Origin of the sequence: Sorangium sp. So ce281, assembly GCF_051527395.1 — a bacterium.
Classification (GTDB): Bacteria; Myxococcota_A; Polyangia; order Polyangiales; family Polyangiaceae; genus Sorangium; species Sorangium cellulosum_B.
Genome location: NZ_CP150322.1, coordinates 10,224,103 through 10,247,640, shown reverse-complemented (window position 1 = coordinate 10,247,640; position 23,538 = coordinate 10,224,103). Strand labels below are relative to the sequence as shown.

Sequence of the window (23,538 nt, the reverse complement as noted above, 5' to 3'; positions counted from 1 at the left end):
GCGGAGCCGCACCGTGTCCACCCCGCCCGCGACGACCAGCATTCTCCTTGTCGACGATCAGCCGGAGAACCTGACAGCGCTCAGGGCGATCCTGGCTGACGAGAGCTACCGCCTCGTGACCGCCGCGAGCGGCAAGGACGCGCTCCTCAGGATCCTGTCCGAGGACTTCGCGGTCATCCTGCTCGACGTGCGGCTGCCCGACATCGACGGCTTCGAGGTCGCCTCGCTCGTGAAGCAGCGGGAGCGGTCGCGCCACACGCCGATCATCTTCCTGACGGCGGCGACGGACGATCTCGCGGCCATTTACAGGGCGTACGCCGTGGGCGGCGTCGACTACCTCCTGAAGCCGCTCGAGCCGGAGATCGTCCAGGCGAAGGTCGCCGTGTTCGTCGAGCTCCACCGGCGCGGCGAGCAGATCAAGGAGCAGGCGGAGCTCCTGCGCCAGGCCGAGCAGCGGCGGCGCGACGCCGAGGTCGAGGACCTCCGGCGCGCCGCGCAGGCGAGGTACCAGAACCTGGCCGACGCCATCCCGCAGTGCGTCTTCACGGCGAAGCTCGACGGCGGCATCGATTACGTGAGCTCGCGCTGGCTGGAGTACACGGGGCTCGCGTTCGAGGCGCTCCGCGGCTGGGGCTGGCAGGCCGCCGTGCACCCGAACGATCTGAACCAGTTCGTCAGCAAGTGGCGGCGCTGCCTGGAGTCGGGTGAGCCCTTTCAGGGCGAATGTCGCCTCAGGTCGATTCACGGCGCTTACCGCTGGCACCTGTGCCAGGCGGTCCCGGAGCGGGACGTCTGGAAGCGGGTGGTCGCCTGGCTCGGCAGCTTCACGGACATCGACGACAGCAAGCGCCACGAGCAGGAGCGCCTGCACCTCCTGACGCGCGAGCGGGCGGCCCGCGCAGAGGCCGAGGCCGCGGTGCGTCGCTCGGAGATCCTCGCGGAGGCGTCGAGCTCGTTCTCGGCGTCGCTCGACGAGGACAGCGTCGTGGCGGCCCTCGTGCGCATCGCCGCGGAGCGCATCTGCACCTGGTGCGTGCTCGATCTGCGGGAGGAGGGCGGCGCGCGCCGGCTCGCGGCCGCGCACAGGGCCCGCGACGCGGCGCGGTTCATGGCGCGGTTCGGCCCGCGGGAGCTCGCCTTGACCGCGGACGGCGTCGGCGCGGTGCTCACGACCGGCCGCCCCGACCTGCGCGTCGAGTGCGCTCCGCGCGACGTGGCCGTGGCGCTCGACACCGGCGATCTCGCCGTGATCCAGGAGATCGGCGCCAGCAGCTACCTGTGCGTGCCGCTCGTCACGCGCGGCGAGGTGCTCGGCGCGCTCAGCCTGGTGTGGGTCGAGCCGGGCGAGCGCTTCGAGCCGCCGGATTTCGCGGTCGCCCTCGACGTCGCGCAGCGCGCGGCGCTCTGCCTCGAGAACGCCCGGCTGCTGCGGATGACGCGCGAAGCCGTGCAGATCCGCGAGGACTTCGTGGCGGTCGCCTCGCACGAGCTGAGGACGCCGCTCAGCGCGCTGGTGCTCCAGGTCCAGGGCCTCACCCGCGCCCTCCACCGCGCGGACGGCGGGATGCCGGCGGAGCAGGTGCTGGCGAAGCTCTCCCAGGCCGGCGGGCAGATCGACCGGCTCACGCGGCTCATCGACACGCTGCTCGACGTGGCGCGCATCAACAGCGGCCACCTCGAGCTCAGCCTCGATGACGTGGATCTGTGCGACGTGGCGCGCGACGTGGCGGGCCGCCTCGAGGCCGAGCTGGAGCGCGCCGGCTGTACGCTCGATCTGGACATCCCGGTGACCGCGGTCGGCCGGTGGGACCGCTTGCGCATCGATCAGGTGATCACGAACCTGCTCATGAACGCCATCAAATACGGGCGGGGCAAGCCGATCCAGGTGCGCATCTCGGTGGATGGGCGCTCTGCGGTGCTCCAGGTGGCAGATCAGGGCATCGGTATCGCTCAGGAGTACATCGCCCGGATCTTCGGGCGCTTCGAGCGGGCGGCGCCCACCAGCTCGTATGGCGGGCTGGGCGTCGGCCTGTACATCGTGGACCAGATCCTGAAGGCCCACGGTGGCAGCATCCAGGTGGAGAGCGCCCCGGGCATGGGGGCGAGGTTCCAGGTGGCGTTGCCGCTCCCGCCCCGAGCGGCTGGTCCGTCCGGGCCCCTGGGCGAGCGCCCTGGATCATCGTTGACCGGTCCCGCTGGCTGAGAGGCGCTCTCCCGAGCTCACCTGGCGCCCGCGAGGCAGGGAGGCGGTCGCGCTGCGCCACCGTTGCAACCGGTGGTTTCAACCGTGAAAGGCGCCTCACGGTCCCCCTGGGAAAAGCGGCGATGCCGGCATCCGTCCATCGTTGGCCTGCATCGTGCAACAAGCTCGTGACAGAGCGCCCGGTGCGACACCCGGGGGCAGTCCCTCGCCGAGCACCACGGAGACACGGAGGCACGGAGCAAACCCAGACCCGTGCCTTCGTGCCTCCGTGGTGCCCGCGTGCATCCGCCGTGAGAGGCGGAAGGCGAGTGGACCTCCCGGGTGGACAAGTTCACGTCCGGACGGGCGCTCAGGGCTCGTGATCTCCGCACTGCGACGCTGCGTAAAAGATCAAAACGGTTTATAGGTGATGAGCCCTCGCTGAGCGACGTGATCAGTCCGCCACACACATCGGTAGTTCAAGTGAAACTTTCTATCAGCCTAGTTGGCCCCTCGATCAGCGCCGCGAACAGCGCGGGTCCCCTCCTGGTCAAGACACCCTCGCTCGAAGAGGTGGTTCGGGCGGCCGGGGCCCGCCGTCGGGTCTCTGCGACCGCTGCCCGGGGCGCCACGTCCCGGAAGCGCGCCGCCGCCCGGCGGACGGACGAGCGCTCGGCGAAGGTGACCCGCCGCGCGCGGTGACAGGGCCGGCGCGGGGCGTCGCGGACGCTCTCGCTGACGCCGGCGGTGTCGAGAGAGCACGCCGCCCCCGCTTTGCGGCGCGAGGGGCCACGGAGGCACAGACGACGCAGAGGAAGGAAAAGAACCTCTGTGTCCTCTGTGCCTCCGTGGTCTTCGTGCCCTCGCTGGGCGCTCAGCGCGCCTCGGCGTCGAGCAGCGGGCCGAGGTCCTGACCTCGCATGAGCCGCTCTACCACCTTGACGAGGAGCTTCGGGGTGCAGCCGAAGCACGGGGTCCCGAGGGCGGCGAGCTTCTGCGCCATGTCGTGGTCGTACGAGGGTTTGCCGCTGTCGGACAGCGCGAGCAGGCAGATCGACTTCACCTTGCTGTCGGCGAGCTGGCGCATGCGGGCGAGGAGCTCCTCGGCGTTGCCGCCCTCGAACAGGTCGGTGATCAGGATGAACAGCGTCTTCTCGGGGCGCTCGATGAAGTTCGCCTGGGCGTAGGCCACGGCGCGGTTGATGTCGGTGCCGCCGCCGAGCTGCGCCGTGAACAGCACGTCGACCGGATCGACGAGCATCGGAGTCACGTCGACGACCTCGGTGTCGAAGAAGAGGAGCCGAGTGCGGAGGACGTCGAGGGACGCGAAGATCGCGGCCATGATGGAGCTGTAGACGACGCTCTCGCCCATGGAGCCCGACTGGTCGACGAGGATCGCGACGTCCCACTCGTGTCTCCGCGTCTGGTTCGCCCAGAAATAGAGCTTGTCGGGGACGAGGCGGCGCCGTTCCGCGTCCCACCCTCGGAGGTTCTTGCGGATGGTGCGCTTCCAGTCGAGGTTCCTGAGGACGCGGAGCGGGCTCGTCGTGTTCCGCCGCAGGGCGCCGAGGACGGCGGTGCGGATCTCGGACTCCAGCGCGCGCCGCACCTCCTCGACGACCTCGCGCACGATCTGCCGGGCGGTCTCCCGGGCGGCGTCGGGGATGAGGCCCTTCGCGCTCATGAGGGTGGCGACGAGCTCGACGTTCTTCTCGAGGAAGGGCAGCGTCTCGGGCTCGAAGAGGAGCTGCGTCAGCCCCCGTTTCTCGATGGCGTCCTTCTGGACGAGCGCGACGATGTCGTGGCTGAAGAACTCGCGCACCGCGGAGAGCCACTCGGGGACGTACGGCCGCGAGCCGCCGAGGTTGCCGGCGCGCTCGTCGTAGATGAACGAGAGGGCCTTGTCGAGGTCGCCGAGCCGCCGCGGGTCGACGTGAAGCGCGGACGCCCCGCCGCCGAGCCCCCCGAGGGAGAGCCGAGGATCGACGCGCTCTGCCTCCGGCCCGAGCGCGAGCCGCCAGCGCAGGAGGGCGTCGCGGTCGCCGTCGGTGAGGTCATCCGTCGCGCCGGCGAGGGGAGGCGGAGGGGCTTGCTTGGGGGTGCGGGCGCTCATCGCTGTGGGGTGTCGGAGGGATCGCGAGCTCTCCAGAGAGCCTGTCTGGCGGGAGCCCGATGAGCCGTCGAGCGGCCGCAAGCGCCGCGCGCGCGCCGCACAGCGGCAGGATAGGGGGCGTGGCCGCCGGGCACAAGGAGGACGGCGCGGCGGAGCGCGGCGGCGCGGCCAGGCTCCGCCGGCGCGGCGGGGCTACGCCTTCGGAGCCCCGACGGTGAACTCCCAGACGAACTTCCCCTTTCCTTGCTTCTCGTCCGGCGGGGTGAGGACGAGCCCGTCGATCGACTTCACGACGCAGCTCGCCACATCGTCCGACGCGGTGGTGCCGGCGGGGTCGACGGCGACGTTCGTGATGCGGCCGCTGTCCTCGAGCACCGTGAAAGCGACGGTGACCTTGCCCTGCGCGCGGGGGTTCCGCTCGAGCTCCGCGTCATAACACGCGCTGATCTCCTCGCGCCTCGTCTCGAGCAGCGCGGCCGTATCGTCGCGGTACATCTCGGCGTTCCGCACGGCGAAGGAGCAACCCGCGGACGCGATCGCCAGGACCATCATGGTGAGACCCGAAAACAACTGCTTCATGCTCGTCTCCTTGCGGGGAGCGCCGCTCGCGGGCGGCCTCGGAACAGCCTTCATTTCCCGGCTTCCGCGGTCTTCTGCGCGGTGTCCTGCTCGACGATGTTGAACTCGACGCGACGGTTCTTCTCGCGCCCCTCGGGCGTGTCGTTGTCCGCGATGGGCTTCGATGCGCCGAAGCCCTTGGCGGTGAGCATGCCGGCGGCGATCCCGTGGTCGACGAGGTACTTCATCACGGCCTTGGCGCGGCGGTCCGAGAGCTTCAGGTTGTGATCTTCCGACCCCTCGGCGCTCGCGTGACCCTCGATGGCGATCTTCTTGATGTGCGTGTGCTTCTTGATCGTGCCGACGACCTCGTCCAGCAAGCTGTGGGACTCCGTCCGGATCGTCGCCTGGTCGTACTCGAACTGGATCTTCTCGTTGATGACGATCTTGTCGTCCGTCACGACCACGCGCTCCGGCGGGGGCGCGGGCGGCGGGGGCGGCGCGGGCGGCCGGCCCACGACGGCGAGCGCCTTCCCTCCTTCGAACGTGGTGACGCCGCCGCAGGCGATCGGGCCCAGGCCCATCGCCGTGAGCGCGGCGCCGGCGACCCAGGGCCCGAGGCCCGTGGCTCGCCGCGCGACGAGCCAGCGGCGGGGGCTCGGGCGGCTCGTCACATCTCGTTTATCGTCGATTTCGTTCATGATCGCGTCTCCATGGCCCGCTGTCACGGGCCCAGACCACCGGGGCGCTCTGCGTCGCCCCTCGATGAAACCGCGGGGACCGGCAGGCCGGAGCGCGTCGCGCGCAGGAACTCTGCGAGCGACGTGAGCGCGTGGAGATCGCCGGGCGCGAGGGCGCTCGCCGCCGCGTGGAGCCGCTGGCGAGCCGAGTCGGCGGCGTGAGATCTCCTCGGCTCAGCGCTTTCGCCGGGCCACGCATGCTTGAACGAAGCCGGTATCAGGCCGCGGGTGTGAAACCATGCGAGGATGGTGGCACGGATTTGCGCGAACCGGAAGACGCGCCAGCGCCGGAGCTGCTCCGGCCTGCCAGCGAGCACGGCCTTGAACCGCCGAAACGATCCGCGCCCCTGGAGGCACTGCAGGAGCAGCAGCTGGAGCTCGAGGTCGTCGACCGTCGGGATGAACGCCTGCAGCCATCGGTACTGCTCCGGCGCGCCGATGGCCTCGACGCGCACGCAGCCCGGATCCGCCTCGACGCGCGCGCGCGTGTCCGGGTCGGCGAGCCCGTCGACCAGCCGGATCACCGCGCCTGTCTCGAGGTGAAGGAAATAGCGAATGTGTTGAGCGTTGTTGTCGAAGGCGTTCGCGAGGGCGTTCCAGTCGACAGGGATGCTCCGGTTCGCAGCGGCGGACTTCGGCGTGATGGTGCTCATCTGCGCGCTCGGCCCGCAGGCCGCTCGCATGCCGGTCACGCAGGAGGCGCGCGGCCGCGAACAGGCCGCTCCTGGCCCCTTTGGCGTCGGTGAACGCGCCCCGCGCGTGACCGAAGAGCTCGCTCTCGAGGAGGGCGTCCGGGACCGCGGCGCAATTGACCGCCACGAACGCGCCCTCGCTCCGCCGGCTGCGCTGGTGCAGGGCGCGGGCGACGAGCTCCTTGCCGGTCCCGCTCTCTCCCGTGATGAGGATCGACGTGTCCGAGTCGGCGATGTGACTGCTCGAGGATGATCTGCCCGCTGGCCGGCACCTCATCCCCCGTGACGTCCCCGTCCACCAGCGACTCGGAGAGCTCCAGCGCGCCGGCGCGGTCGCCGGTCACCGGCACCGGCACGCACGTGACGAGCACGTCCGCGCCTTCGTGAGGGAGCCTGTGCACGACCGCCTGCCGGATCTGCACGTAGGCGCTCAGCGCGAGCACAAGGAAGACCCCGAACACCAGGGCGAGCGTCAGCTTGCGCGCCAGCTTCATGCCCGACGTCGTAGCGCAGGTCGAGCGCGGCGAGCCAACGCGGCTCGACGCCGCCGCAAAGTACGACATGCCGCATTTTGCAGCACCGGCGATGGCCCGCGCGCGGGTCGCGCGCAGGCCGCCAGCGCGCGCTCCCCGGAGGAGCCTGGCGGGCCGCTCCGGTAGAACCTATCACCGCGGCGCGGCGGGCGCCTTCTCCGGGCAGCAGAACAGGTGATCTGGCACCAGCATGGCGCAGCCGTCTTTCCAGGGGTCGTCAGGCGCGTAGTCCGTCCGGTTCTCCGCAGGATAGAAGTACGCTTTGGGCTTCGCGGGATCCGCGCAGGCGCTGTCGCGCTCCGGCGCTGCCTCGCGGCCCTTCGGCGCGCCGGTGACCCTGGAGCAGGCCGCGAGCGCGGCGCCCGCCACGAGGAGCATGAGGAGCGCCGCGACGGGCTTATGCACCCACGGCGACGAGCGATCGGGCTGTCGCCGCGGACATGGCTGTTGTCGAGAGCTGCCCATCGCCGCGCCCTCCGGGGGCATGGACATCAGCGGGTGCATTGGGCCTGCGGGGGGGTCGATTTCAAGAGCTCGCAGGACGTCGGAGAGCAGCCGAGGCCAGCACAGGCTGCATCGAAGCTGGGGTAGCAGCAGCCGGCGGCGAAGACCTCGCGGGCGACGCAATCGACGAAGTCCGGAGCAGGTCGGGCCGGAGCAGCGCATCGCGCCGGCTTGGCGGGCGGCGGGAGGTCCGCTCTGGGCGCGTGACCGGAAGCAGGGCTCTGGTCGGGATCGGACGTCGGCGCGCTGCCGGGCGCTGGCTCGGACCCCGGCGCCGGCCCCTGCTCGGGGGCCGCCTCCGGGCCGGGCCCTCGCTCCGCGATCGCGCCAGGCCCTCGGCCGGGCGGAGCGTCCGGGGTCGCGGCTGAGGTCGTCGGGCTCGGCGTGCTCGTGCAGTGAACGAGGAGCAGAAGAAGCGAGAGCGACCGTCCGAGAGCGAGCGCCTGGAACGATGCGATCTTCCGCGTCATCGAGCGAGCATCGCACGATGGCCTGCGCGAAACCAGGGGAGCCCGCGTCGTACGCGCGCTCGTTCAGCCGTCAGGGTGGCCCCCCGCGCCGGCGACGTCGGTCAAGGCATAGTGCCTCATCTCCTGGATGCACGCGTAGAAGGGCTTCACCTTGGCGAAGAATGACGGGAACGACGCCTCCTTGCGAAACCCCTGGAGGTGGCCTTCCAGCGAGTCCCAGCGGATGCGGACGACGAAGCTCGCCGGCTCCTCGGTGCATCGGGAGATCTCGTAGTCGAGGCAATGCACGGAGCCGCGCAGCTCCGTGGCTGCAGCGCGATAAGCGGACAGGAACGCCTGCTCTTGCTCTGCGGGGATCGTGTAGCGAATGTACTCGATGATCATGGCAGCTTCCTGGGTTGGGGACTCCCTGGGGGCTCCGGCTCCGTGCGGCGGCACCTGGGGGCGTCGTGCGGCGGCACGAGCCATCTGGAGACCAGAGATACGCGCTGGCGGATCGAGCGTCGAATCGACAGTCGGTGAACCGATCCATAGACGATGTCTATGGGTCGGCGTGGTATCCATCGACCATGCGCCTGCCGTCGGTGGACACCCACCTTGTCGTGGCCTTGCACGCTCTGCTCCAGGAGAGGAGCGTCACGCGCGCTGCGCGCCGGGTGGGCGTGACGCAGCCCTCGATGAGCCACGCGCTTTCACGGCTGCGCGCCCATTTCGGGGATCCGTTGCTCGTCCAGGTGGGCAGGCAGATGACGTTGAGCGAGCGAGCGCGGGACCTCTTGCCGAGAGCAGCCGAGGCCGTCGAGCGGCTCGAGCAGGTCTTCTGCCAGGCCGAGCGGTTCGACCCGAGGCGCTCGACCCGCACGTTCCGGCTCGTCGCGACCGACAACCTGGAGCTGCTCGTGCTCCCGCCGTTGACCAGGATCCTCGCCGCCGAGGCGCCGCACGTGAACCTGCGGTGCCGCAACATCCCGCCGGATTTCGCCGAGCTCCTGCGCCGCGGCGAGCTCGACGCCAAGCTGGGGCGCGGCGGGCCGGTGCCCGACGGATGCCGGTCCACGCAGCTCGCGGCCGAGCAGCTCGTCTGCCTGATGCGGCGGGGCCACCCGGCCTCCCGGAAGGCGCTCACGGCGGCGCGCTACGCTGCTTGCGAGCACCTGATGATCTCGCCGCACGGAGAGGACCACAACGTCATCGATCAGGAGCTGGCGGCGCGGGGGCTGCGTCGTCGGGTGACCCTGACCGTGTCGCATTTCCTCGTCGCTCCGTTCATCCTCTCCGGCTCTGACCTGCTGCTCACCGTGTCCGCGCGGGTCGCCGTGGCGCTGGCCCGGGAGCTCGATCTCGTGGTGCGGCCGTGTCCGCTCGAGGCGAGGGGCTACACCTTGACGCTCGTCTGGCCGGAACGCTCCGAGGGCGACGAGGGCCATAGCTGGCTTCGCGCCGCCATCGAGCGCGCCGTCGCGTGTGAGCCCGTCGCGGGCCCGGGCGAAGGCGGCCGAGGATCCGCTCCTGACGCGCAGGGGGAGCTCCCCCGCCAGGCGCTGGTCCAGGCCGGATCGCGATGAGGCTGACCTGCCACGCGGCGTGGGCCCGCGGCGACACCGATCCTCGGCGCGGTGTGGGTTTTCCGGGGGGCGCTGCGCGGCATGTGCCGTGCTCCTCCGGCCGGCATGCCGCGCCCCCGACTCGCCACGTCGATCGCTTTGCTTGCGCTGCTCTCCGGCTGCGCCGCCCGCCCGCAGCCGGCTCTTCCCGTTGCCCTCGACGTCCCGCCCCCGCCTGCCCCGCGTTCGTCCGAGTCCACGGGCGCTGCGGGCGCCGCGCTCGGCGGGGCGCTCCTCGTCTGGGGCCGCACGGGCGATGGGCCGCCTCGGACATGGCACCTTACCGAGGAAGGCGCGGTGATCCGCGAGGAGCCCGGGATCGTCGTGGCGACCGGTCGAGGGGAGTGGCGCTGGGAGGTGCGCGAGGTGAAGGTGGAGACCTCGGCCTGCGAGTTCGGGCCCGAGGAGAAGCACGAGCCGGGCGAGGGCACCGGGAACCGCGCGGAGCTCGTGCTGCGCGGGACGGGCGCGCGCCAGCAGGTGATCGCGCCGTCGGACGCGGACGGGAGCAACGTGGTGCAGCACGAGGCGGAGGCGATCGGGAGCGTCGGGCCGTACCTGTTCATCGAGGAGCGGACGTACAACTACGCGTGCGGCGCACACGGCTTCGTGGGCGTGGAGTTCACGGTGTGGGACGCCGAGAGGGGGGCGATCGTCGACCTGCTCGCCGAGGTGTCCGGCGTGCCGGCGCTGCAGGGCGAGGCCGAGGCGCTCCTCGACGAGGACGAGGCCGACCCCGAGGCCGCCCGGCAAGAGGAGGATGCGCCGGAGCTCGTGCAGATCGCGCCGGCCTACGACGCGCGGGGGGCGCTCCGGGTGACCGCGAAGCTCGCGCGCGCCGCGTGTTATGCCTGCGGCGACGGCGCGTGGAGCTCCTACACGCGCTCGGCGGTGGTGCCCGCCAAGAAGGCGCCGGCGCGCCTCGCAGCGTGGGCGTCCCCGCCGCCCGGCATGCAGAGCTTCCTGGCGCAGCACCCGGACCTCAACGTCGGCGGCTGGTCGCGGGCCGGCCGGGAGGAGTGAGGCGAGCGAGCCCCGCTGGCCCGGCCGGCCGCGTGGTGAGGGGGGCGCGCGGCGCCGCGGTCACGGCCCCGCGTCAGAGCAGGTCGTCCAGGTCGTCCATGGCCTGCGACAGGTCCTCGCTCATCTCCTTCAGCTTCTCGCGGTCCTTCTCCAGGAGCACCGCCTGCGCCGCGCGGGCCTTGTCCCCGAGCTTCCGCGCGGCGAGCACGTTCTCGAGCAGGTACCGCCGCTCGGTCGCGCCGAGCGCCGCGAACGCGCGCCGCAGGACCGGGAGCGTGTCCTTGAAGCGCTCGGGAAGGATGCCCCCGAGGAACGCGTCGAGCGCCTCGACCACGGGGCGGCTCTTCACGAGCACGAGCGCGTTCACCTCGAGGAAGCCGGCCAGGAACGACGCCGCCGCCTCGGGCGGGGCCGCGCTCCCGAGCCGCAGGCCGACGATCCGCGCGACCGCGCCATCGTGGTCCGGGGGGCCGCCTTCGCGGTCCCCTCGGTCGTCGAGCTCCTGCGCCAGGTAGAGCAGCCCGCACGCGAGGCCCGACGCCGTGGGGTTCACCGCGTCGCTGTCCACGAGCGCCCGCGCCGCCTCGAACCACGCGGCGCGGTCGACGATCGGCTGCGACAGCGCCACGTCGTGCAGCGTGCGCAGCGCCTCCTTGGCCGGGGCGACCGCCTCGTCGCTGCCCGTGCAGCCGCCGTGGACGCGCAGGACCGCGCGCGCGAACGTCTTCTCCAGCATCGCCGCGATCACCCCGTCGCCGAGCGACGACAGCGATCGCGACGACCCGAACGACGCGAGCCCCGCGAAGGCGCGGCACGCCCGGGCGAGCGACGGCAGATCGCTGTCGCCCGTGGCGAACCGGTCGCACGCGTCGAGCGCCGAGGCCGCCGCGCGGGCGCTCGACGCGAGCACCGCGTTCAGCAGCACGTCGGCGGCCTCGCCGGTCGTGTGGCACGCCGCGAGGTCCTCCTCGAGCAGCCGCGTCGCCACCTGCTCCAGCGTGTCGCCGAGGACGATCTTCTCGACGAGCGCCACGTCGGTCGCCGGCGTCCACTGCGCCTCCCACGTCTCGCTCAGCTGCCGGAGCAGCTCGTCCGGCGGCGCCTCGCTCGCCGCCTGCCCGCGCCGCTGCCCGCGAGCGCCCGCGCCGCCCCGCCCGGCCGCCCGGGTGCCGGCGTACGCCGCGTAGGGGATCTTCGCGATGCGGAGCCGGTGCAGGAGCACGCTCGTCCCGACCTCGACCTCGTTCGTGAGCGACAGCCGGAACGACTCGGGCGCGTCGGTGGCGGGGAGCCTGCGCTCGCGCACCTCGCGCCAGAACTCCTCCTGGAGCGAGTTCTTCCCGATGCCGCCCCCGACGCGGCCCACGTTGCGCCCGATGACGGCCGGCCAGAGGAAGCCGTCGACGTGCGTGGCGTCGCCGCGGCACATCGTGGCGATCGTCGCCTCGCGCACCTCGTCGAGGCCGGGCTCCGCCTTGCCGCGGAGCTCGGCGAGCGAGACCGCGAGGCGGAAGGCCTCGATGGTGTCGGCGAGCGAGGCCATGAAGCCGCGGAGGCGGAGGTGCTCGGTGAAGTCGATCAGCACCTCGAGGGTGGCGCGCCGGAAGTCGCCGCCCGCGTCGTGCGCGCGCTGGTAGTACTGCGGCGCCCGGTTGCCCGCGCCGTAGCCGAGCTGCTCGGAGAGCCGCGGAAAGCTGAACGGGATGAGCGTCACGGCGCACGGGATCGGCGCCGGCAGCCGCGCCTCCAGCGCCGGATCGACGTCGCGCGCCGCGAACGCCGCCGCGTGCGCCGCGCCGAGCACGGCCGCGACCTCGTGCGGGGCGAGGTCCGGCCCCATGCGCTCGAGGATGCTCCGCGCCATGTACGCGTCGCGCGCCCTGTGGATCAGCCGGTCCCCGTCGCTGCGCACGAGGTCCGCGTACGCGAGCAGGGCCTCGCGGAACGGCCCGGGTTCGTAGCGGGGCGCCTCGAACGAGGCCTCCCAGAACTCCTCGAACGAGCGGAAGCCCCGGGCGCGCGCGCACGCCGCATAGATGCTCTCCTGCGCCCCCTCCGCGCTGGCCGGCCCGCCGTCGCCGCCGTCCCCTGCGCCGCCGTCGTCCGCGGGCTCGCCGGGCTCGCCGTGTCCGTCGTGTTCACCTTGCTCGCCGCGGTCCTCGTCGATCTCGCGCTCGTGGCCGCCCGGATCGTCGGCGTCGTCGTGGCCGACCTGGGCGCCGTCGAAGGGCGCGAGCGTCGTGCCGACGGGGATGTCGATGAGCTCGACGCGCACGCCGTGCTCGAAGGCCCATTTCACCGCGACGTACTCGGGCGAGTAAGCGGCGAATGGCCACAGCGACGACGCGGGCTCCCCGTCGGTGCGGTAGCCGAGGATCGCGACGGGCGGGACGGTCTTCGGGTCGACGAGCGCCTCGAGGAGCGGGGTGGCGTCGCTCGGGCCCTCGACGAAGATCGCCTTCGGGCGCACCTCGTCGAGGTAGGCGCGCAGCGTCGCGCTGGAGCGCGGCGAGTGGTGGCGCACCGGGAAGAGGTGGACGGCGGCGAGCCGGTCGAGGTCCATCGGGTCCCTTCAGGTCGCGAGGCGCTTCTTGGCGGAGGTGTAGAACTCCTTCCAGAGCCCTGCGCGGCCCTTGGCCACGGTCTCGCAGTACTCGCGGACGGCCTTGAGGTCGTCGCCGCCCTCCTTGCTCACGGCGCCGAGCAGCGAGCGGGAGAGGTCGTCGGCGGTGACCTTCCCGGTGCCGAAGTGCTGCGCGAGGATGCCGCTGTTGAAGAGCACGCTGATGGCCTCCGCGGTCGACAGGACGGAGCCCGGGGTCTTCACCTTGGTCTTGCCGTCCTTGGTGACGCCGGCGCGGAGCTCCTGGAAGAGCGTGACGAGCAGCTTGGCGAGCTCGGCGGGCGGCTCGACGCCGACCTGGTAGTCGCCGCGGAGCTCGGCCTCGCGCTTCTGCACGATGCGGATCTCCTGCTCGAGGTCGTCGACGACGGGGACGGTGATGAAGTTGAAGCGGCGCTTGAGCGCGGCGCTCATCTCGTTGACGCCGCGGTCGCGGGTGTTGGCGGTGGCGATGAGGTTGAAGCCGCGCTGCGCGGGGACGACCTGGTCGAGCTCGGGGACGGCGATCTGCTTCTCGGACAGGATGGAGATGAGCGCGTCCTGGATCTCCGACGACGTGCGGGTGATCTCCTCGAAGCGCGCGAAGCGCCCGTCGCGCATGGCGCGGAGGATGGGCGAGGGCACGAGCGCCTTCTGCGAGGGCCCTTCGGCGAGGAGCAGGGCGTAGTTCCAGCCGTATTTGACGTGCTCCTCGCTGGTGCCCGCGGTGCCCTGGACGACGAGGGCGCTCGTGCCGCTGATGGCGGCGGAGAGGTGCTCGGAGAGCCAGCTCTTGGCGGTGCCCGGCTCGCCGACGAGCATGAGGGCGCGGTCGGAGGCGAGGGTCGCGAGGGCGACCTGCACGAGGGCGCGATCGCCGATGTACTTGGGGGAGATCGCGACGCCGCCGACGGGTTTGTCGCTGCCGAGGATGTAGGTCTCGACGGCCCTCGGCGAGAGGCGCCACCCGGGCGGCCTCGGCGCCGTGTCGTGGGCGGCGAGGGCCGCGAGCTCGTGTTCGTACTTGGTCTCGGCGGGCTGGCGGAGGTCGCTCATGGGTGGCGCAGGAGATTACCGCAGAACGGGGCGGAGAGCGGGAGGGAGAACGGCGCGAGCGCTTTCGAGCTCCTCGCCGTCACAGCACCTGCTCGACGATGTGGTCGAGCTCCTCCTGTGGAAGACCGGGATCGGGCACGCGCCGCCCGAGCCGCTCGATCTGCTCGACGGTCGGGTACCTGAGGTTCCTCAAGTCGGTTGCGTTTACCTGGGTGTGCCCGTTGAACTGTCGAACGTGCGTATCCACGAGTGTCGAGTTCAAGAAGGCGACGAGGCCGCGCGCCATCACGGCCGGCAGCCCCTTGCCGCCTCGGTGGAGCACGTTGAGGTGGTTCTCGAACCCGATCCTGTCTCCCGGCGCGCTCTCGGGCGTGAAGAGGGCGGCGACGACCCGCCGCCGCTCCTCCTTCGACGAGAAGCGCTTGACGAGCACGTAGTTCCCGCTGGGCATCCAGAGATCGACGGTCCCCGGGGCGTCCACGAGGGCGTTCGGCTTCTTGCCGCGCTTGGGCCAGCGAACGACGCCCGACGCGAGGTGCGTCGGGTAGATCAGCGGACCGGTGCCCCTGTCGGGCTCCTGCCGCAAGAACTCGCGCGCTCGGAAGTCGACGACCTTTCCCGTCGAGACGCCCACATTCAAGTCCGTCAAGCGGGATGGCATGCGCGCGAACGTGGCGGCGACCTTCTCCCCGGCGTCGTCCGGCACCACGTGGACGAACAGCTCGGGATCTCCAGGCCGGACGACGTGTTCGAATGGCACGGAGCGGGCGGACAGCAGCTCGCCCTCGGGACCGTGCGACGACGAGATGGTGACAGGATCGCGCCGACCGCCCCTGACGGCGTGAATGATGACGTTCTCTTGAAGGACCTCGTCCTCCGCGAACGCCGCTTTGCGCGATTCGAAGACGTGCACCCTTCGCAGCGACATCTCCCGGAAGAACAGCTCCCGGAACGGTCGAAAGTAAGGACCATTGCAGAAGCTCCGGGGGGTGATCGCGACGAGCTCCCCGCCCGGCTCCAGGAGAAGAATCGCGAGACCAAGAAAGGCCGTGTACAGGTTGCTGGTCTCGAGGCCCACGCGCCGCAGCGCCGCCCTGGCCTCGGTGTCCGAGTTGAGCTTCTTGTAGGGTGGATTCAGGATCGCGTGCGTGAACGAGCGCGGCATGCCCGGGCGAGGCCGGCCGCCGTCGAGTTGCTCGACGGCCGACCGGATGAAATCGGCCTCGATGATGCGGGCAGCGAAGTCGATCCCGGCGCCAGCGCACTCGTCGCGACACGCGCGCGCCGTCCGACGCAGGTACGCCGCGAGCCGCGGGTCGATCTCGAAGCCAGTCGCGCGGATCGCGCTCGGGCGTATCCGGCCGGCGCATGCGCTGGCCGTGAACGCGGCGAGGAGGCTGCCCACGCCGGCGCCGGCGTCCAGCACGCGGATCTCCTCGCAGGGCCGCTCGAACAGCGACGCCATGAACGTCGCCACCGGCGGCGGCGTGAGGAACTGACCCAGCGCGGACCGCGTGCGAGGATCGAGCGCCCGCGCGGCTTCGATGCGGTGGAGGTCGACGCGGTCGAGGAGCGGCGGCAGGGCGGCTGCCTCGAGTCTCGCTGTCCGGCTCATCGATGACCTGGTTACCGCAGCGCCGCCACCGCGGCGAGCGGCGGTATCCCGAAGCCCAGGGCCGTCACGTCATCATCGACGTGACGGGCGTCGCGTCGATAGACGCCGCCACCGCCGAGCACGTCATCCGCACCCTCCGCGCCCGCCAACTCCTCGGCACGCTGGGTCTCGTCGTGGGTATCATCGCGCCGTTCCCCCACGCATTTGCTGCACGAGCAGCACGAGGTCCGTCTTCGCATCAGGCGTCACCTCGTGCGGGACGCCGGGAGAGAGCGCCACGAGGTGCTCGCGATCGATTCGCGAGTCGCTCCCGTCCGCGCGCACCGTCCCGGCGCCTGCGATGGCCTGGATGGTGACCGGCACGGGCGCCGTATGCATCGGCAGCACCGTCCCCGCGCGCAGCGTGATGACCACGACCTTCATGAAGGGGTTGTCCAGGAGAACCTTGACCTCCCTCGGCGCCCCCGGCCCGGCTTCCCGGGGGATCGTGAGCGGATCGACGCGCGCGCCCTCGGCGCTCGCGCCGCTCGCCGGAGCCTGGGCTGCGCGCGTGTGTTCGTCGTGTGCGTGCGCGTCATGCGCTGGATGTGCCGCCTCGGCGTTCGCGCACTTGACCTCGCGCGGCGGCGAGCTTGCGCAGGCGGAGACGGCGCTGGCGACGAGGATGAGGAAACCATATCGAGAAACCAAGATCATGGCGCTCGTTCCTTCCTTTTGCGTGCTTCGGTGGCTTCCCTGCTCTTGCCCGCATTTCGCTTTTCTTCGTCCCGCGTGGGCGCGCGGGGCGGCGTGCCGCGGAGCAATGTGGCAATCGAGGGCCACAGCGCCTCCGGCGTGAGGGGTGTTGCCGCGCCGGCCATCTCCCGGAATGCAGCGCCGCGAATGATCCCCGTGACGGCCCAGACCATCACCTCCACTGGCACGGCGGACGTGATGGTTCCCTTCTCCTGGGCCTCGGCGAGGCAGGCTCGGACGAACGAGACCGAGCGCTGCACGGACGCCTGCACGCGCGCTGCGCCCTCCTCGCCAGCGGCCTCGACGAGCCGGTCGTTGAACGCGAGCCGCAAGATCTCCGGGTGCGCGCGCACGAGCGAGAGGCGGCGGAGGATGAAGCTCTTCAGCCGCTCCAGCGGATCGGGATCCTCGGGCGGAAGGTCCTCGAAGAGCATCGCCTCGAAGGCGTCCACCGCGGCCGTGACGATCGCGCGCTTGTCCTCGAAGTGCCGGAAGATGCTCCCGTCGGCGATGCCGACCTCACGCGCGATCTCCGCTGCGGTCAGCCGATGGACGCCGGCTGTGGCGATGATCCGAAGCGCGGCCTCGGCGATCTGCCGCCGGCGATCCGCGCCAGGAAGACGTGTCCGCGTCATGAAAGCGAATATTTGCTTGCTTTGTGGCGATGTCAAGCCCGGAGGCCCGCGCGTTCTTCACGGCGGCGGGAGGCTCCCGGGGTACGCGAGGGAATGCAGAAGCTCGAACGAGGCGAGCTTCCAGGCGCCATTCTCTTTGCGGAGCACGGCGGAGTTCGCGGCAAAGAGCAGGACCTTGACGTCGACGGGCAGGTTGAGCTGCGGCGGCGGCTTGACCGAGTTTGCGAATTTGAAGGACGCATACGCCGTGTTTCCGTCGAGCTCCACGTCGATCGCGCTCGGCATCAGGTTGGCATCGGCCTCCTTCATGATGGGCCCGAAGCCCGTTGTCACGCCGTCCACGCCCTCGAAATGGTGCACCACGCCGTCGAAGTCGACGGCATCGAGCACGAAGTCCTCCGTGAGGTGAGGAACCAGCTCGTCGAGCCGCGCCGGATCGGCCGAATCCACGACCGTCGCGACCGCGAGGAGGATCGTGCGGATCTCCTCCTTGGCCTCGAGGGTTGAAAGGCGCAGCTCGATGGACGCCAACTCCGGTTCATTCTCCGGCAGCTCCGCGGAGGTCTCAGCCGCGGGCTCGCAACCCGCGAAGACGCCGGCGGCGGCAATGGCCGCGACAAAGACGCCTCGCGCTCCCAAGCCGCGCGCCCGCATTCCCAGCGATAGACGGTTGTCATGGCGATGGTCGTTCATACCGATCCCTTCCGTGTCGTGGTTCTCGGCCCGACTGCTTGCCGTATGCAAGCAAGTACTTACTTGCTTATGGGAAGGGAGGTGGGGTGTCAAGCCCTCCGTGAACGATTTCCAACATGCGGGAAACCCGGGTAGTGGTCAGCTTTGCCCCTGAGAGAGTCCACATGAAGGCGGGAAGGCGGGAAGATCATTCATGTTTTCTTCCCGCCTTCCCGCCTTCATGTTCAAATTTGACCACTACCGAAACCCGCATGTGAAACTGGAAATAGGGGTCCTACCGTGCGAGCCGGGGTGCCAAGTCGCACCCCCTTCCCCCGCTCACGCCTGCAGCACCCGCAGCGACCCCCGCACCACGCGCGCGCCGGTCACTTCCGCGCGCCGGTCACGTGGATCTCGCGCAGGCGCGCCCGCGCCGCCGCGTAGTACGGCTCGATCTCCTTCGCCGCCGGGGTGCCCCAGAGGTTCTTCCGCTCCTCCGGGTCGCTCGCCAGGTCGTAGAGCTCGAACCGGGCGCCGCCCGAGATCGTCAGCTTCATGTCGCCGCGGAGGAACGACCGCCGCGCGTCGTTGTAGGGCCCCGCCGGCATGTCGATCAGCACGTCGCGCGCCTGGGCCTGCTCGCCCGGGGCGAGGAACACGTCGGGCAAGAGCGACGCGCCCGACAGGAAGTCGCTCGCGGGCGCGCCCTCGGCAGGCCCGGGCACCCGCATCAGATCGAGCAGCGTCGGCGCGAGATCGATCAGGCTGCGCCGCGCCGAGACCCGGGACGGCGTCGCGCCCGGCACGTGGACGACCAGCGGCACCCGCACGAGCTCCTCCCAGAGCTCGAAGCCGTGGCGGAACATCTTGTGCTCGCCGAACGCCTCGCCGTGATCGCTCGTCACGACGATCGCCGTGCGCGCGCCGAAGGGCGCCGCCGCGATCGCGTCGAGCAGCCGGCCGATGTGCCGGTCCGTGAACGCCACCTCGCCGTCGTAGAGATCCCGCTGCGAGGCCGCGCCGAAGCCCGCCGCGCCGTCGTGCCGGAGGTAGTCGGCGTGCGGGTCGAGGTAGTGGACCCACAGGAAGAAGCGCCCGGACGTGTTGTCCGCCGACCCGAGCAGCCGCAGCGCGGCGTCGGTCAGCGCGGGGCTCGTCGCCTTGTTGTCGACGTCCCAGGGCGCGCCCTCCGGCGGCGCCGCGGACATGTCCACCACGTCGAAGCCGCGATCGAGCCCGCCGAAGCTGCCGAAGTAGCGGTGCCCGTGCACGCTCATCGTGCGCACCCCGGCGCGCTTCAGGCGCTCGGCGACGAACGTGTCCTCCTCGCTGAACTTGTTGAAATGCCCCCAGTTCCTGTGGGTCTCGCTCCCGTACTTGCCGATGAGCATCGGGCCGATGCTCTTGCCCGTGTAGGACGCGAGCGAGTACGCGCGCTCGAACACCGTGGAGCGGGCCGCGAGGCCGTCGAGGTTCGGCGACACGGGCCGCGGGTTGCCCGCGTAGCCGAGGTCCCAGCGGAGCGTGTCGACGGTGACGAGGACGACGTTCAGGTCCGCCGGCAGGCGCGCGGCGTACGACCCGCGCGAGTCGGCGCGCGGGGCCGCCTTCGGGGCGGGGGCGAGCGCGGCGAGCGCCGCGGCCGTCAGATCGCCGCCGGAGCAGTCGTCGTCGACGCCGTTGTCGAGGATCTCCTCGGCCAGCGGGTGGACGCGCGCGTCGTGGTCGTCGCAGTCCCCGCCGCCGAAGAGGGCGGCCGCGCGGTCGCCGTCGCGATCGGCGAGGCGGCGCAGGACCGCGAGGCTCTTGCCGCCGACGGGCGCGCCGCGCTCGATCGCCTGCGCCACCGCGGGCTCCTCGTTGAGCGCGGAGGCGGCGCGCGCGGTGAGCGCGAGCGGCAGGAGCGCGGCGAGGAGCGCGGCCGGCGCGCGAACCGTCCGGACCGCGACCGGCGCGAGGAAGGCGGCGAGCGCGACGACCAGGAGGAGCGCCGGGGCGCGCAGGTCGAGCTCGGGGCGCTTGAAGATGCCGTAGATGCCGAGGAAGCCGCCCTCGCCCGAGACGCCGCCCGTGGCGACCCCGAGCGCGAACAGGGCCGCGGCGATCGCGAGCGCGACGCCGCCCGTGACCGCCGGATCGACGCAGGCGGGGCGGCCGTCGCTGGCGTTGGCGAGCGCGCGCCGGAGCGGCGGCGTGAGGGCGAGGACGGCGAGGCCCGCGATGAGGCCGAGGCCGAGCGCGCCCGCGGCGACGGCGGTGCCGACCAGGAGGGGCGCGGCCTCGAGGCCGAGCAGGGCGCGGGCGAGGTGAGCGGACAGGGTCATCCAGAGGAAGGCCGCGAGCACCGCGAGCGGCACGAACGCCGCGATGTCGGCGGGCCGGCCGATCGCCCGCACCCGCAGCGCGCCGATGAGCGTGGCCGGCGACGGCGGGCTCGACGGGTCGACCACGATCGCGGAGGCGCCCGCGAGCAGGCCGACGACGAGCGCGACGGGCGCGAACACCCCGATGTCGGCGAGGTAGGTGGCGAGCTGGAAGGCGGCGTCGTCGCCGGCGCCCGCCGTGGCCCACCCGGCGTCGAGCGACGCGGCCACGACGCCGAAGACGCTGGCGCCGAGCGCGCTCCTGGCGAGCCGCCCCGCCCACGCGCGGGCCAGCGTCGGGACCGCGGGGCCCGGCGAGCTCGAGGCTCGCTTCACGTCGGGCCCCGCTTCCGCGCCATGGGGTGAGCGGCGTCGTAGACCTTGAGCAGGTGGTCGATCGAGACGTGCGTGTACCGCTGCGTGGTGGCGAGCGAGGCGTGCCCGAGCAGCTTCTGGATGGCCCGGAGGTCGGCGCCGCCGTCGAGCAGGTGGGTCGCGCAGGTGTGCCGGAGCGCGTGCGGGTGCAGGTCGGCCCGGCCGGCGCCGAGCGCGCCGTAGCGCTGCACCAGCGCCTGGACGCGGCGCACGCCGATGCGGGCGCCGCGGCGGGACAGGAAGAGGGCGCGGGGGTCGCGGGCGCCGGTCGTCGGATCGGCGAGCTCGTCGCGCCGCTCGAGGTAGCGCTCGATGGCGGCGAGGGCGTGGGAGCCGAGCGGGACGATCCGCTCCTTGTCGCCCTTGCCGACGACGCGCACCGCGGCCCTGTCGGCCGGGCGCCGGTCGACGTGGGTGAGGTCGAGCCCGCAGAGCTCGGAGACGCGCAGGCCCGCGCCGTAGAGGGTCTCCAGCATGGCGCGGTCGCGGAGCCCCTCGGCCGTCTCGGCGCCGGGGATCTCCATGACCTCGGCGGCGGCGTCGACGTCGAGGAAGGTGGGCAGCGGGCGCCGGACCTTGGGCAGGGCGAGCTGGGCCGCCGCGTTCTTGTCGACCTCGCCGCGCCGCTCCAGGTAGCGCAGCAGGGCGCGGGCGGCGCCCACCTTGCGCGCGATCGAGGCGGGCGCGTGGGTGCGCGCGAGCGAGCCCAGCCAGCTGCGCAGGAGGAGCACGTCGACGCCATCCACGGCCGTGGCCTCGTCCGGAGAGGGGGCCTCGCCGGTGGCGGGGGCCTTGCCGGGGGCCGGGGCCTTGCCGCGCGCTCGCGCAGGGCGGTGATCGGCGTTCGCGGCCGCCTTCTCGCGGGCGAAGCGGGCGAGCTGCTCGAGGTCGCGCCGGTACGCAGCCACGGTGTGGCGCGAGGCCCGCCGCTCGGCCGTGAGGTAGGTCAGGAAACGCGCGACCGCCTGCTCCAGCGTGGTCCCGCCGGATCGATCGCCGCTCCGCCGCGCGTGCATCACGGGGTTTGCCCTACCACCAGGACGGCGCCGCAGGCAAAGACTCGCCGGCGGCAGAGCTGCAGCGCCGCTCGGCCGGCGCCGCTGCGCGGCACGGCAGGGGAGGCGGGCGCTGGCCGGAGGGGACCGCGGTCGCCACGTCCCGCGGCAGGCAGGTGGAGGTCGCGAGGCGCGTCTCGCCATGCCCTGACAAGAAACGCCCCTCACGGATCACGAGCGAACCACCCACCCGGTGGGCGGCATGGCGCGAGCGCCGCTCGCTCCCGGTTCTGCTGTCCAGGATGATCCATGAGCTGCGCTGTCGAACCGTGAATCGGACTGCAGAGCGAGGCGGTGAAGACCGGCTGTCTCGACGCGCGTGAGACCGGCGCCCGCTCGCTCGCTGCGAAGGAGCTGCTCAATCGTAATTGCCCCTGACGGACCGCGGTCGGGACACGCTTGTGATCCAGGTGTGTACGCTGCTCTCGGTGTGGTACGAGGGCTTGCCCGGGGCCCGGGCGCACGAGGAACATGAAATGACCAACGCCGCCGTGAGCGAGCCGGCCGTCGAGGCGCCGCCGAAGCTTTCCTTTGCTCAGACCATCAGGAGCCTGCCGCACTCCTTCTGGATGGGCTGCACCATGGAAATGTGGGAACGGCTGGCCTACTACGGCGTGCGTGTCGTCATGCCCATCTACATCGCCCAGGCCGACGAACCTGGAGGGCTCCACTTCAGCCAGCAGGACAAGGGCACCATTTACACGGTCTGGGCCCTCATCCAGTCGCTGCTCCCGATGGTCACCGGCGGTTACGCCGACCGGTACGGCTACAAGCGCACGATCTTCATCACGGTGTGGCTGAAGATCATCGGTTATCTGCTGATGGCGACGCAGCGGAGCTTCGCCGGCTTTCTGCTCGGCGTGGTCCTCCTCGCGACGGGCACGGCCCTCTTCAAGCCCGGGATCCAGGGCACCCTGGCCCAGTCGATGGACAAGTCGAACTCGTCGGTCGGCTGGGGCCTCTTCTACTGGCTCGTCAACGTGGGCGCGGCGATCGGCCCGCCGCTCGCCGGCTACCTCCACGGCAAGAGCTGGCCGTGGGTCTTCTACGGCTGCGCCGCCATCATCTCCCTGAACTTCCTGATGCTGTTCACGTACAAGGAGGTCGACTCCGGCGCGGACAAGACCTCCGGGGCGTGGAAGGTCTTCAAGGACACGATCAAGAACATCTGGGACGCGCGGCTCATCACCGTGATCCTGCTGCTCTCGGGGTTCTGGCTGATGATGTACCAGCTCTGGGACCTGATGCCGAACTTCTACACGGACTGGATCAGCAGCACCTCCTTCGTGCAGAACAACCCCTGGCTCCCGGCGTCGTGGCTCGATATCAAGGATCCGCGCGGGGTCCAGCTCAAGCAGGAGAACGTGCTCAACGTGAATCAGGTGAGCATCGTCCTGCTCCTCGTGCCCTTCTCGTTCCTGGTGGCGAGGATGAAGGTGCTCTCGGCGATGACGCTGGGCATCCTCGTCGCCATCTTCGGCATCCTCGTCTCAGGGACCACGACGTCGCTCTACGTCCTCTTCCTGGGCATCCTGCTCTTCTCCATCGGCGAGATGCTGACCGGCCCGAAGAAGAGCGAGTATTTCTCGCTGATCGCGCCGAAGGGAAAGAAGGCGCTCTACCTCGGCTACATCAACATCCCGGCGGCGATCGGCCCTGCGATCGGCGCGCAGATGGCGGGGATCCTTTATGGGACCCGGGGCGAGAAGGCCACGCTGGCCCTGCGCTACCTCGCCGAGAAGACCGATCTCGCCAAGGGGAAGGCCTGGAACGGCGACGTGGCGTCGCTCTCGGAGCTCCTCGGGGTGTCGCGCCAGCAGGCCTTCAGGACGCTGCAGGAGACGCTGCACATCGACGCCGCCGAGGCGACGCGCCTGCTCTGGGACACCTACCGGCCTTACGAGATCTGGTATTCGTTCGCGGCGATCGGGGTCGCTTCGCTCGTGGGGATGCTGATCTTCTCCCGGCGCTCGAGGCGGTGGAAGGACCTCGACGTGTAGGGCGCGTGGGC

At 71.3% G+C, this 23,538-nt stretch carries 19 protein-coding genes and 1 pseudogene; 4 read left to right on the top strand and 16 right to left on the bottom strand.

Features of this window, described 5'->3' with window-relative positions; all coding sequences use genetic code 11:
• Positions 1-13 precede the first annotated feature (13 nt).
• Positions 14-2,203, top strand: coding sequence for an ATP-binding protein (locus tag WMF27_RS39165; protein ID WP_437763795.1), 2,190 nt, complete (start codon positions 14-16; stop codon positions 2,201-2,203).
• 853 nt (positions 2,204-3,056) lie between these two features.
• Here WMF27_RS39165 and WMF27_RS39160 read toward each other — a convergent pair.
• The 7 genes and pseudogenes from WMF27_RS39160 to WMF27_RS39130 all read right to left on the bottom strand — a co-directional run bounded on the left by WMF27_RS39160 (position 3,057) and on the right by WMF27_RS39130 (position 8,176).
• Positions 3,057-4,295 (bottom strand): VWA domain-containing protein, encoded by a 1,239-nt coding sequence (locus WMF27_RS39160; RefSeq protein WP_437763796.1) that lies wholly within the window; start codon positions 4,293-4,295, stop codon positions 3,057-3,059.
• Between the two features lie 192 nt (positions 4,296-4,487).
• Entirely contained in the window at positions 4,488-4,874 is a 387-nt protein-coding gene (locus WMF27_RS39155) for an AgmX/PglI C-terminal domain-containing protein (RefSeq protein ID WP_437763797.1), read from the bottom strand.
• Positions 4,875-4,924: 50 nt separating this feature from the next.
• The gene (locus tag WMF27_RS39150) at positions 4,925-5,554 is read right to left on the bottom strand and encodes an OmpA family protein (RefSeq protein WP_437763798.1); all 630 of its coding nucleotides are present in this window, start codon (positions 5,552-5,554) and stop codon (positions 4,925-4,927) included.
• A gap of 23 nt (positions 5,555-5,577) precedes the next feature.
• Complete coding sequence (locus WMF27_RS39145) at positions 5,578-6,246, bottom strand: UPF0158 family protein (protein WP_437763799.1); 669 nt, start codon at positions 6,244-6,246, stop codon at positions 5,578-5,580.
• Positions 6,247-6,295: 49 nt separating this feature from the next.
• Positions 6,296-6,520, bottom strand: a pseudogene (locus WMF27_RS39140) (sigma 54-interacting transcriptional regulator); the annotation flags it as partial.
• 430 nt (positions 6,521-6,950) lie between these two features.
• Positions 6,951-7,223, bottom strand: coding sequence for a hypothetical protein (locus WMF27_RS39135; RefSeq protein WP_437763800.1), 273 nt, complete (start codon positions 7,221-7,223; stop codon positions 6,951-6,953).
• Between the two features lie 632 nt (positions 7,224-7,855).
• Positions 7,856-8,176, bottom strand: a complete 321-nt coding sequence (locus tag WMF27_RS39130) for a putative quinol monooxygenase (protein ID WP_437763801.1) — start codon at positions 8,174-8,176, stop codon at positions 7,856-7,858.
• Positions 8,177-8,361: 185 nt separating this feature from the next.
• Between WMF27_RS39130 and WMF27_RS39125 the strand changes: the two genes are divergently transcribed.
• Together WMF27_RS39125 and WMF27_RS39120 are read left to right on the top strand one after the other, a co-directional pair.
• Positions 8,362-9,357, top strand: a complete 996-nt coding sequence (locus WMF27_RS39125) for a LysR family transcriptional regulator (RefSeq protein WP_437763802.1) — start codon at positions 8,362-8,364, stop codon at positions 9,355-9,357.
• Positions 9,358-9,462: 105 nt separating this feature from the next.
• Entirely contained in the window at positions 9,463-10,419 is a 957-nt protein-coding gene (locus WMF27_RS39120; RefSeq protein ID WP_437763803.1) for a hypothetical protein, read from the top strand.
• Positions 10,420-10,492: 73 nt separating this feature from the next.
• On the opposite strand, the gene WMF27_RS39115 is transcribed toward WMF27_RS39120, so the two are convergent.
• From WMF27_RS39115 to WMF27_RS39075, 9 genes are all read right to left on the bottom strand, one after another.
• A complete protein-coding gene (locus WMF27_RS39115; RefSeq protein ID WP_437763804.1) occupies positions 10,493-12,982 on the bottom strand; it encodes a DUF5682 family protein in 2,490 nt (829 codons plus the stop codon).
• 9 nt (positions 12,983-12,991) lie between these two features.
• On the bottom strand, positions 12,992-14,077 hold the full coding sequence (locus WMF27_RS39110) for an ATP-binding protein (RefSeq protein ID WP_437763805.1): 1,086 nt from the start codon (positions 14,075-14,077) through the stop codon (positions 12,992-12,994).
• 79 nt (positions 14,078-14,156) lie between these two features.
• Entirely contained in the window at positions 14,157-15,692 is a 1,536-nt protein-coding gene (locus tag WMF27_RS39105) for an Eco57I restriction-modification methylase domain-containing protein (protein ID WP_437763806.1), read from the bottom strand.
• A gap of 11 nt (positions 15,693-15,703) precedes the next feature.
• Positions 15,704-15,892, bottom strand: coding sequence for a hypothetical protein (locus WMF27_RS39100; protein WP_437763807.1), 189 nt, complete (start codon positions 15,890-15,892; stop codon positions 15,704-15,706).
• Positions 15,873-16,388 carry a hypothetical protein gene (locus tag WMF27_RS39095; protein WP_437763808.1) on the bottom strand — a complete coding sequence of 172 codons (516 nt, stop codon included), beginning with the start codon at positions 16,386-16,388 and terminating at the stop codon, positions 15,873-15,875. The genes WMF27_RS39100 and WMF27_RS39095 overlap by 20 nt, the downstream gene beginning before the upstream one ends.
• Complete coding sequence (locus WMF27_RS39090) at positions 16,385-17,062, bottom strand: TetR/AcrR family transcriptional regulator (RefSeq protein WP_437763809.1); 678 nt, start codon at positions 17,060-17,062, stop codon at positions 16,385-16,387. The genes WMF27_RS39095 and WMF27_RS39090 overlap by 4 nt, the downstream gene beginning before the upstream one ends.
• A gap of 57 nt (positions 17,063-17,119) precedes the next feature.
• Positions 17,120-17,848 carry a nuclear transport factor 2 family protein gene (locus WMF27_RS39085; RefSeq protein ID WP_437763810.1) on the bottom strand — a complete coding sequence of 243 codons (729 nt, stop codon included), beginning with the start codon at positions 17,846-17,848 and terminating at the stop codon, positions 17,120-17,122.
• A 272-nt stretch (positions 17,849-18,120) separates the two neighbouring features.
• Complete coding sequence (locus WMF27_RS39080; RefSeq protein ID WP_437763811.1) at positions 18,121-20,433, bottom strand: sulfatase-like hydrolase/transferase; 2,313 nt, start codon at positions 20,431-20,433, stop codon at positions 18,121-18,123.
• On the bottom strand, positions 20,430-21,488 hold the full coding sequence (locus tag WMF27_RS39075) for a tyrosine recombinase XerC (RefSeq protein WP_437769952.1): 1,059 nt from the start codon (positions 21,486-21,488) through the stop codon (positions 20,430-20,432). The genes WMF27_RS39080 and WMF27_RS39075 overlap by 4 nt, the downstream gene beginning before the upstream one ends.
• A 515-nt stretch (positions 21,489-22,003) precedes the next feature.
• Between WMF27_RS39075 and WMF27_RS39070 the strand changes: the two genes are divergently transcribed.
• On the top strand, positions 22,004-23,527 hold the full coding sequence (locus WMF27_RS39070) for an MFS transporter (protein WP_437943426.1): 1,524 nt from the start codon (positions 22,004-22,006) through the stop codon (positions 23,525-23,527).
• The last annotated feature ends 11 nt before the right edge of the window (positions 23,528-23,538 follow it).

What these genes read in the sequence shown, in the direction of transcription:
- WMF27_RS39160 (WP_437763796.1), bottom strand. Translation starts at nt 4,295, where the DNA reads ATGAGCGCCCGCACCCCCAAGCAAGCCCCTCCGCCTCCCCTCGCCGGC.
- WMF27_RS39155 (WP_437763797.1), bottom strand. Translation starts at nt 4,874, where the DNA reads ATGAAGCAGTTGTTTTCGGGTCTCACCATGATGGTCCTGGCGATCGCG.
- WMF27_RS39150 (WP_437763798.1), bottom strand. Translation starts at nt 5,554, where the DNA reads ATGAACGAAATCGACGATAAACGAGATGTGACGAGCCGCCCGAGCCCC.
- WMF27_RS39145 (WP_437763799.1), bottom strand. Translation starts at nt 6,246, where the DNA reads ATGAGCACCATCACGCCGAAGTCCGCCGCTGCGAACCGGAGCATCCCT.
- WMF27_RS39130 (WP_437763801.1), bottom strand. Translation starts at nt 8,176, where the DNA reads ATGATCATCGAGTACATTCGCTACACGATCCCCGCAGAGCAAGAGCAG.
- WMF27_RS39125 (WP_437763802.1), top strand. Translation starts at nt 8,362, where the DNA reads ATGCGCCTGCCGTCGGTGGACACCCACCTTGTCGTGGCCTTGCACGCT.
- WMF27_RS39120 (WP_437763803.1), top strand. Translation starts at nt 9,463, where the DNA reads ATGCCGCGCCCCCGACTCGCCACGTCGATCGCTTTGCTTGCGCTGCTC.
- WMF27_RS39115 (WP_437763804.1), bottom strand. Translation starts at nt 12,982, where the DNA reads ATGGACCTCGACCGGCTCGCCGCCGTCCACCTCTTCCCGGTGCGCCAC.
- WMF27_RS39110 (WP_437763805.1), bottom strand. Translation starts at nt 14,077, where the DNA reads ATGAGCGACCTCCGCCAGCCCGCCGAGACCAAGTACGAACACGAGCTC.
- WMF27_RS39105 (WP_437763806.1), bottom strand. Translation starts at nt 15,692, where the DNA reads ATGAGCCGGACAGCGAGACTCGAGGCAGCCGCCCTGCCGCCGCTCCTC.
- WMF27_RS39095 (WP_437763808.1), bottom strand. Translation starts at nt 16,388, where the DNA reads ATGATCTTGGTTTCTCGATATGGTTTCCTCATCCTCGTCGCCAGCGCC.
- WMF27_RS39090 (WP_437763809.1), bottom strand. Translation starts at nt 17,062, where the DNA reads ATGACGCGGACACGTCTTCCTGGCGCGGATCGCCGGCGGCAGATCGCC.
- WMF27_RS39075 (WP_437769952.1), bottom strand. Translation starts at nt 21,488, where the DNA reads ATGCACGCGCGGCGGAGCGGCGATCGATCCGGCGGGACCACGCTGGAG.
- WMF27_RS39070 (WP_437943426.1), top strand. Translation starts at nt 22,004, where the DNA reads ATGACCAACGCCGCCGTGAGCGAGCCGGCCGTCGAGGCGCCGCCGAAG.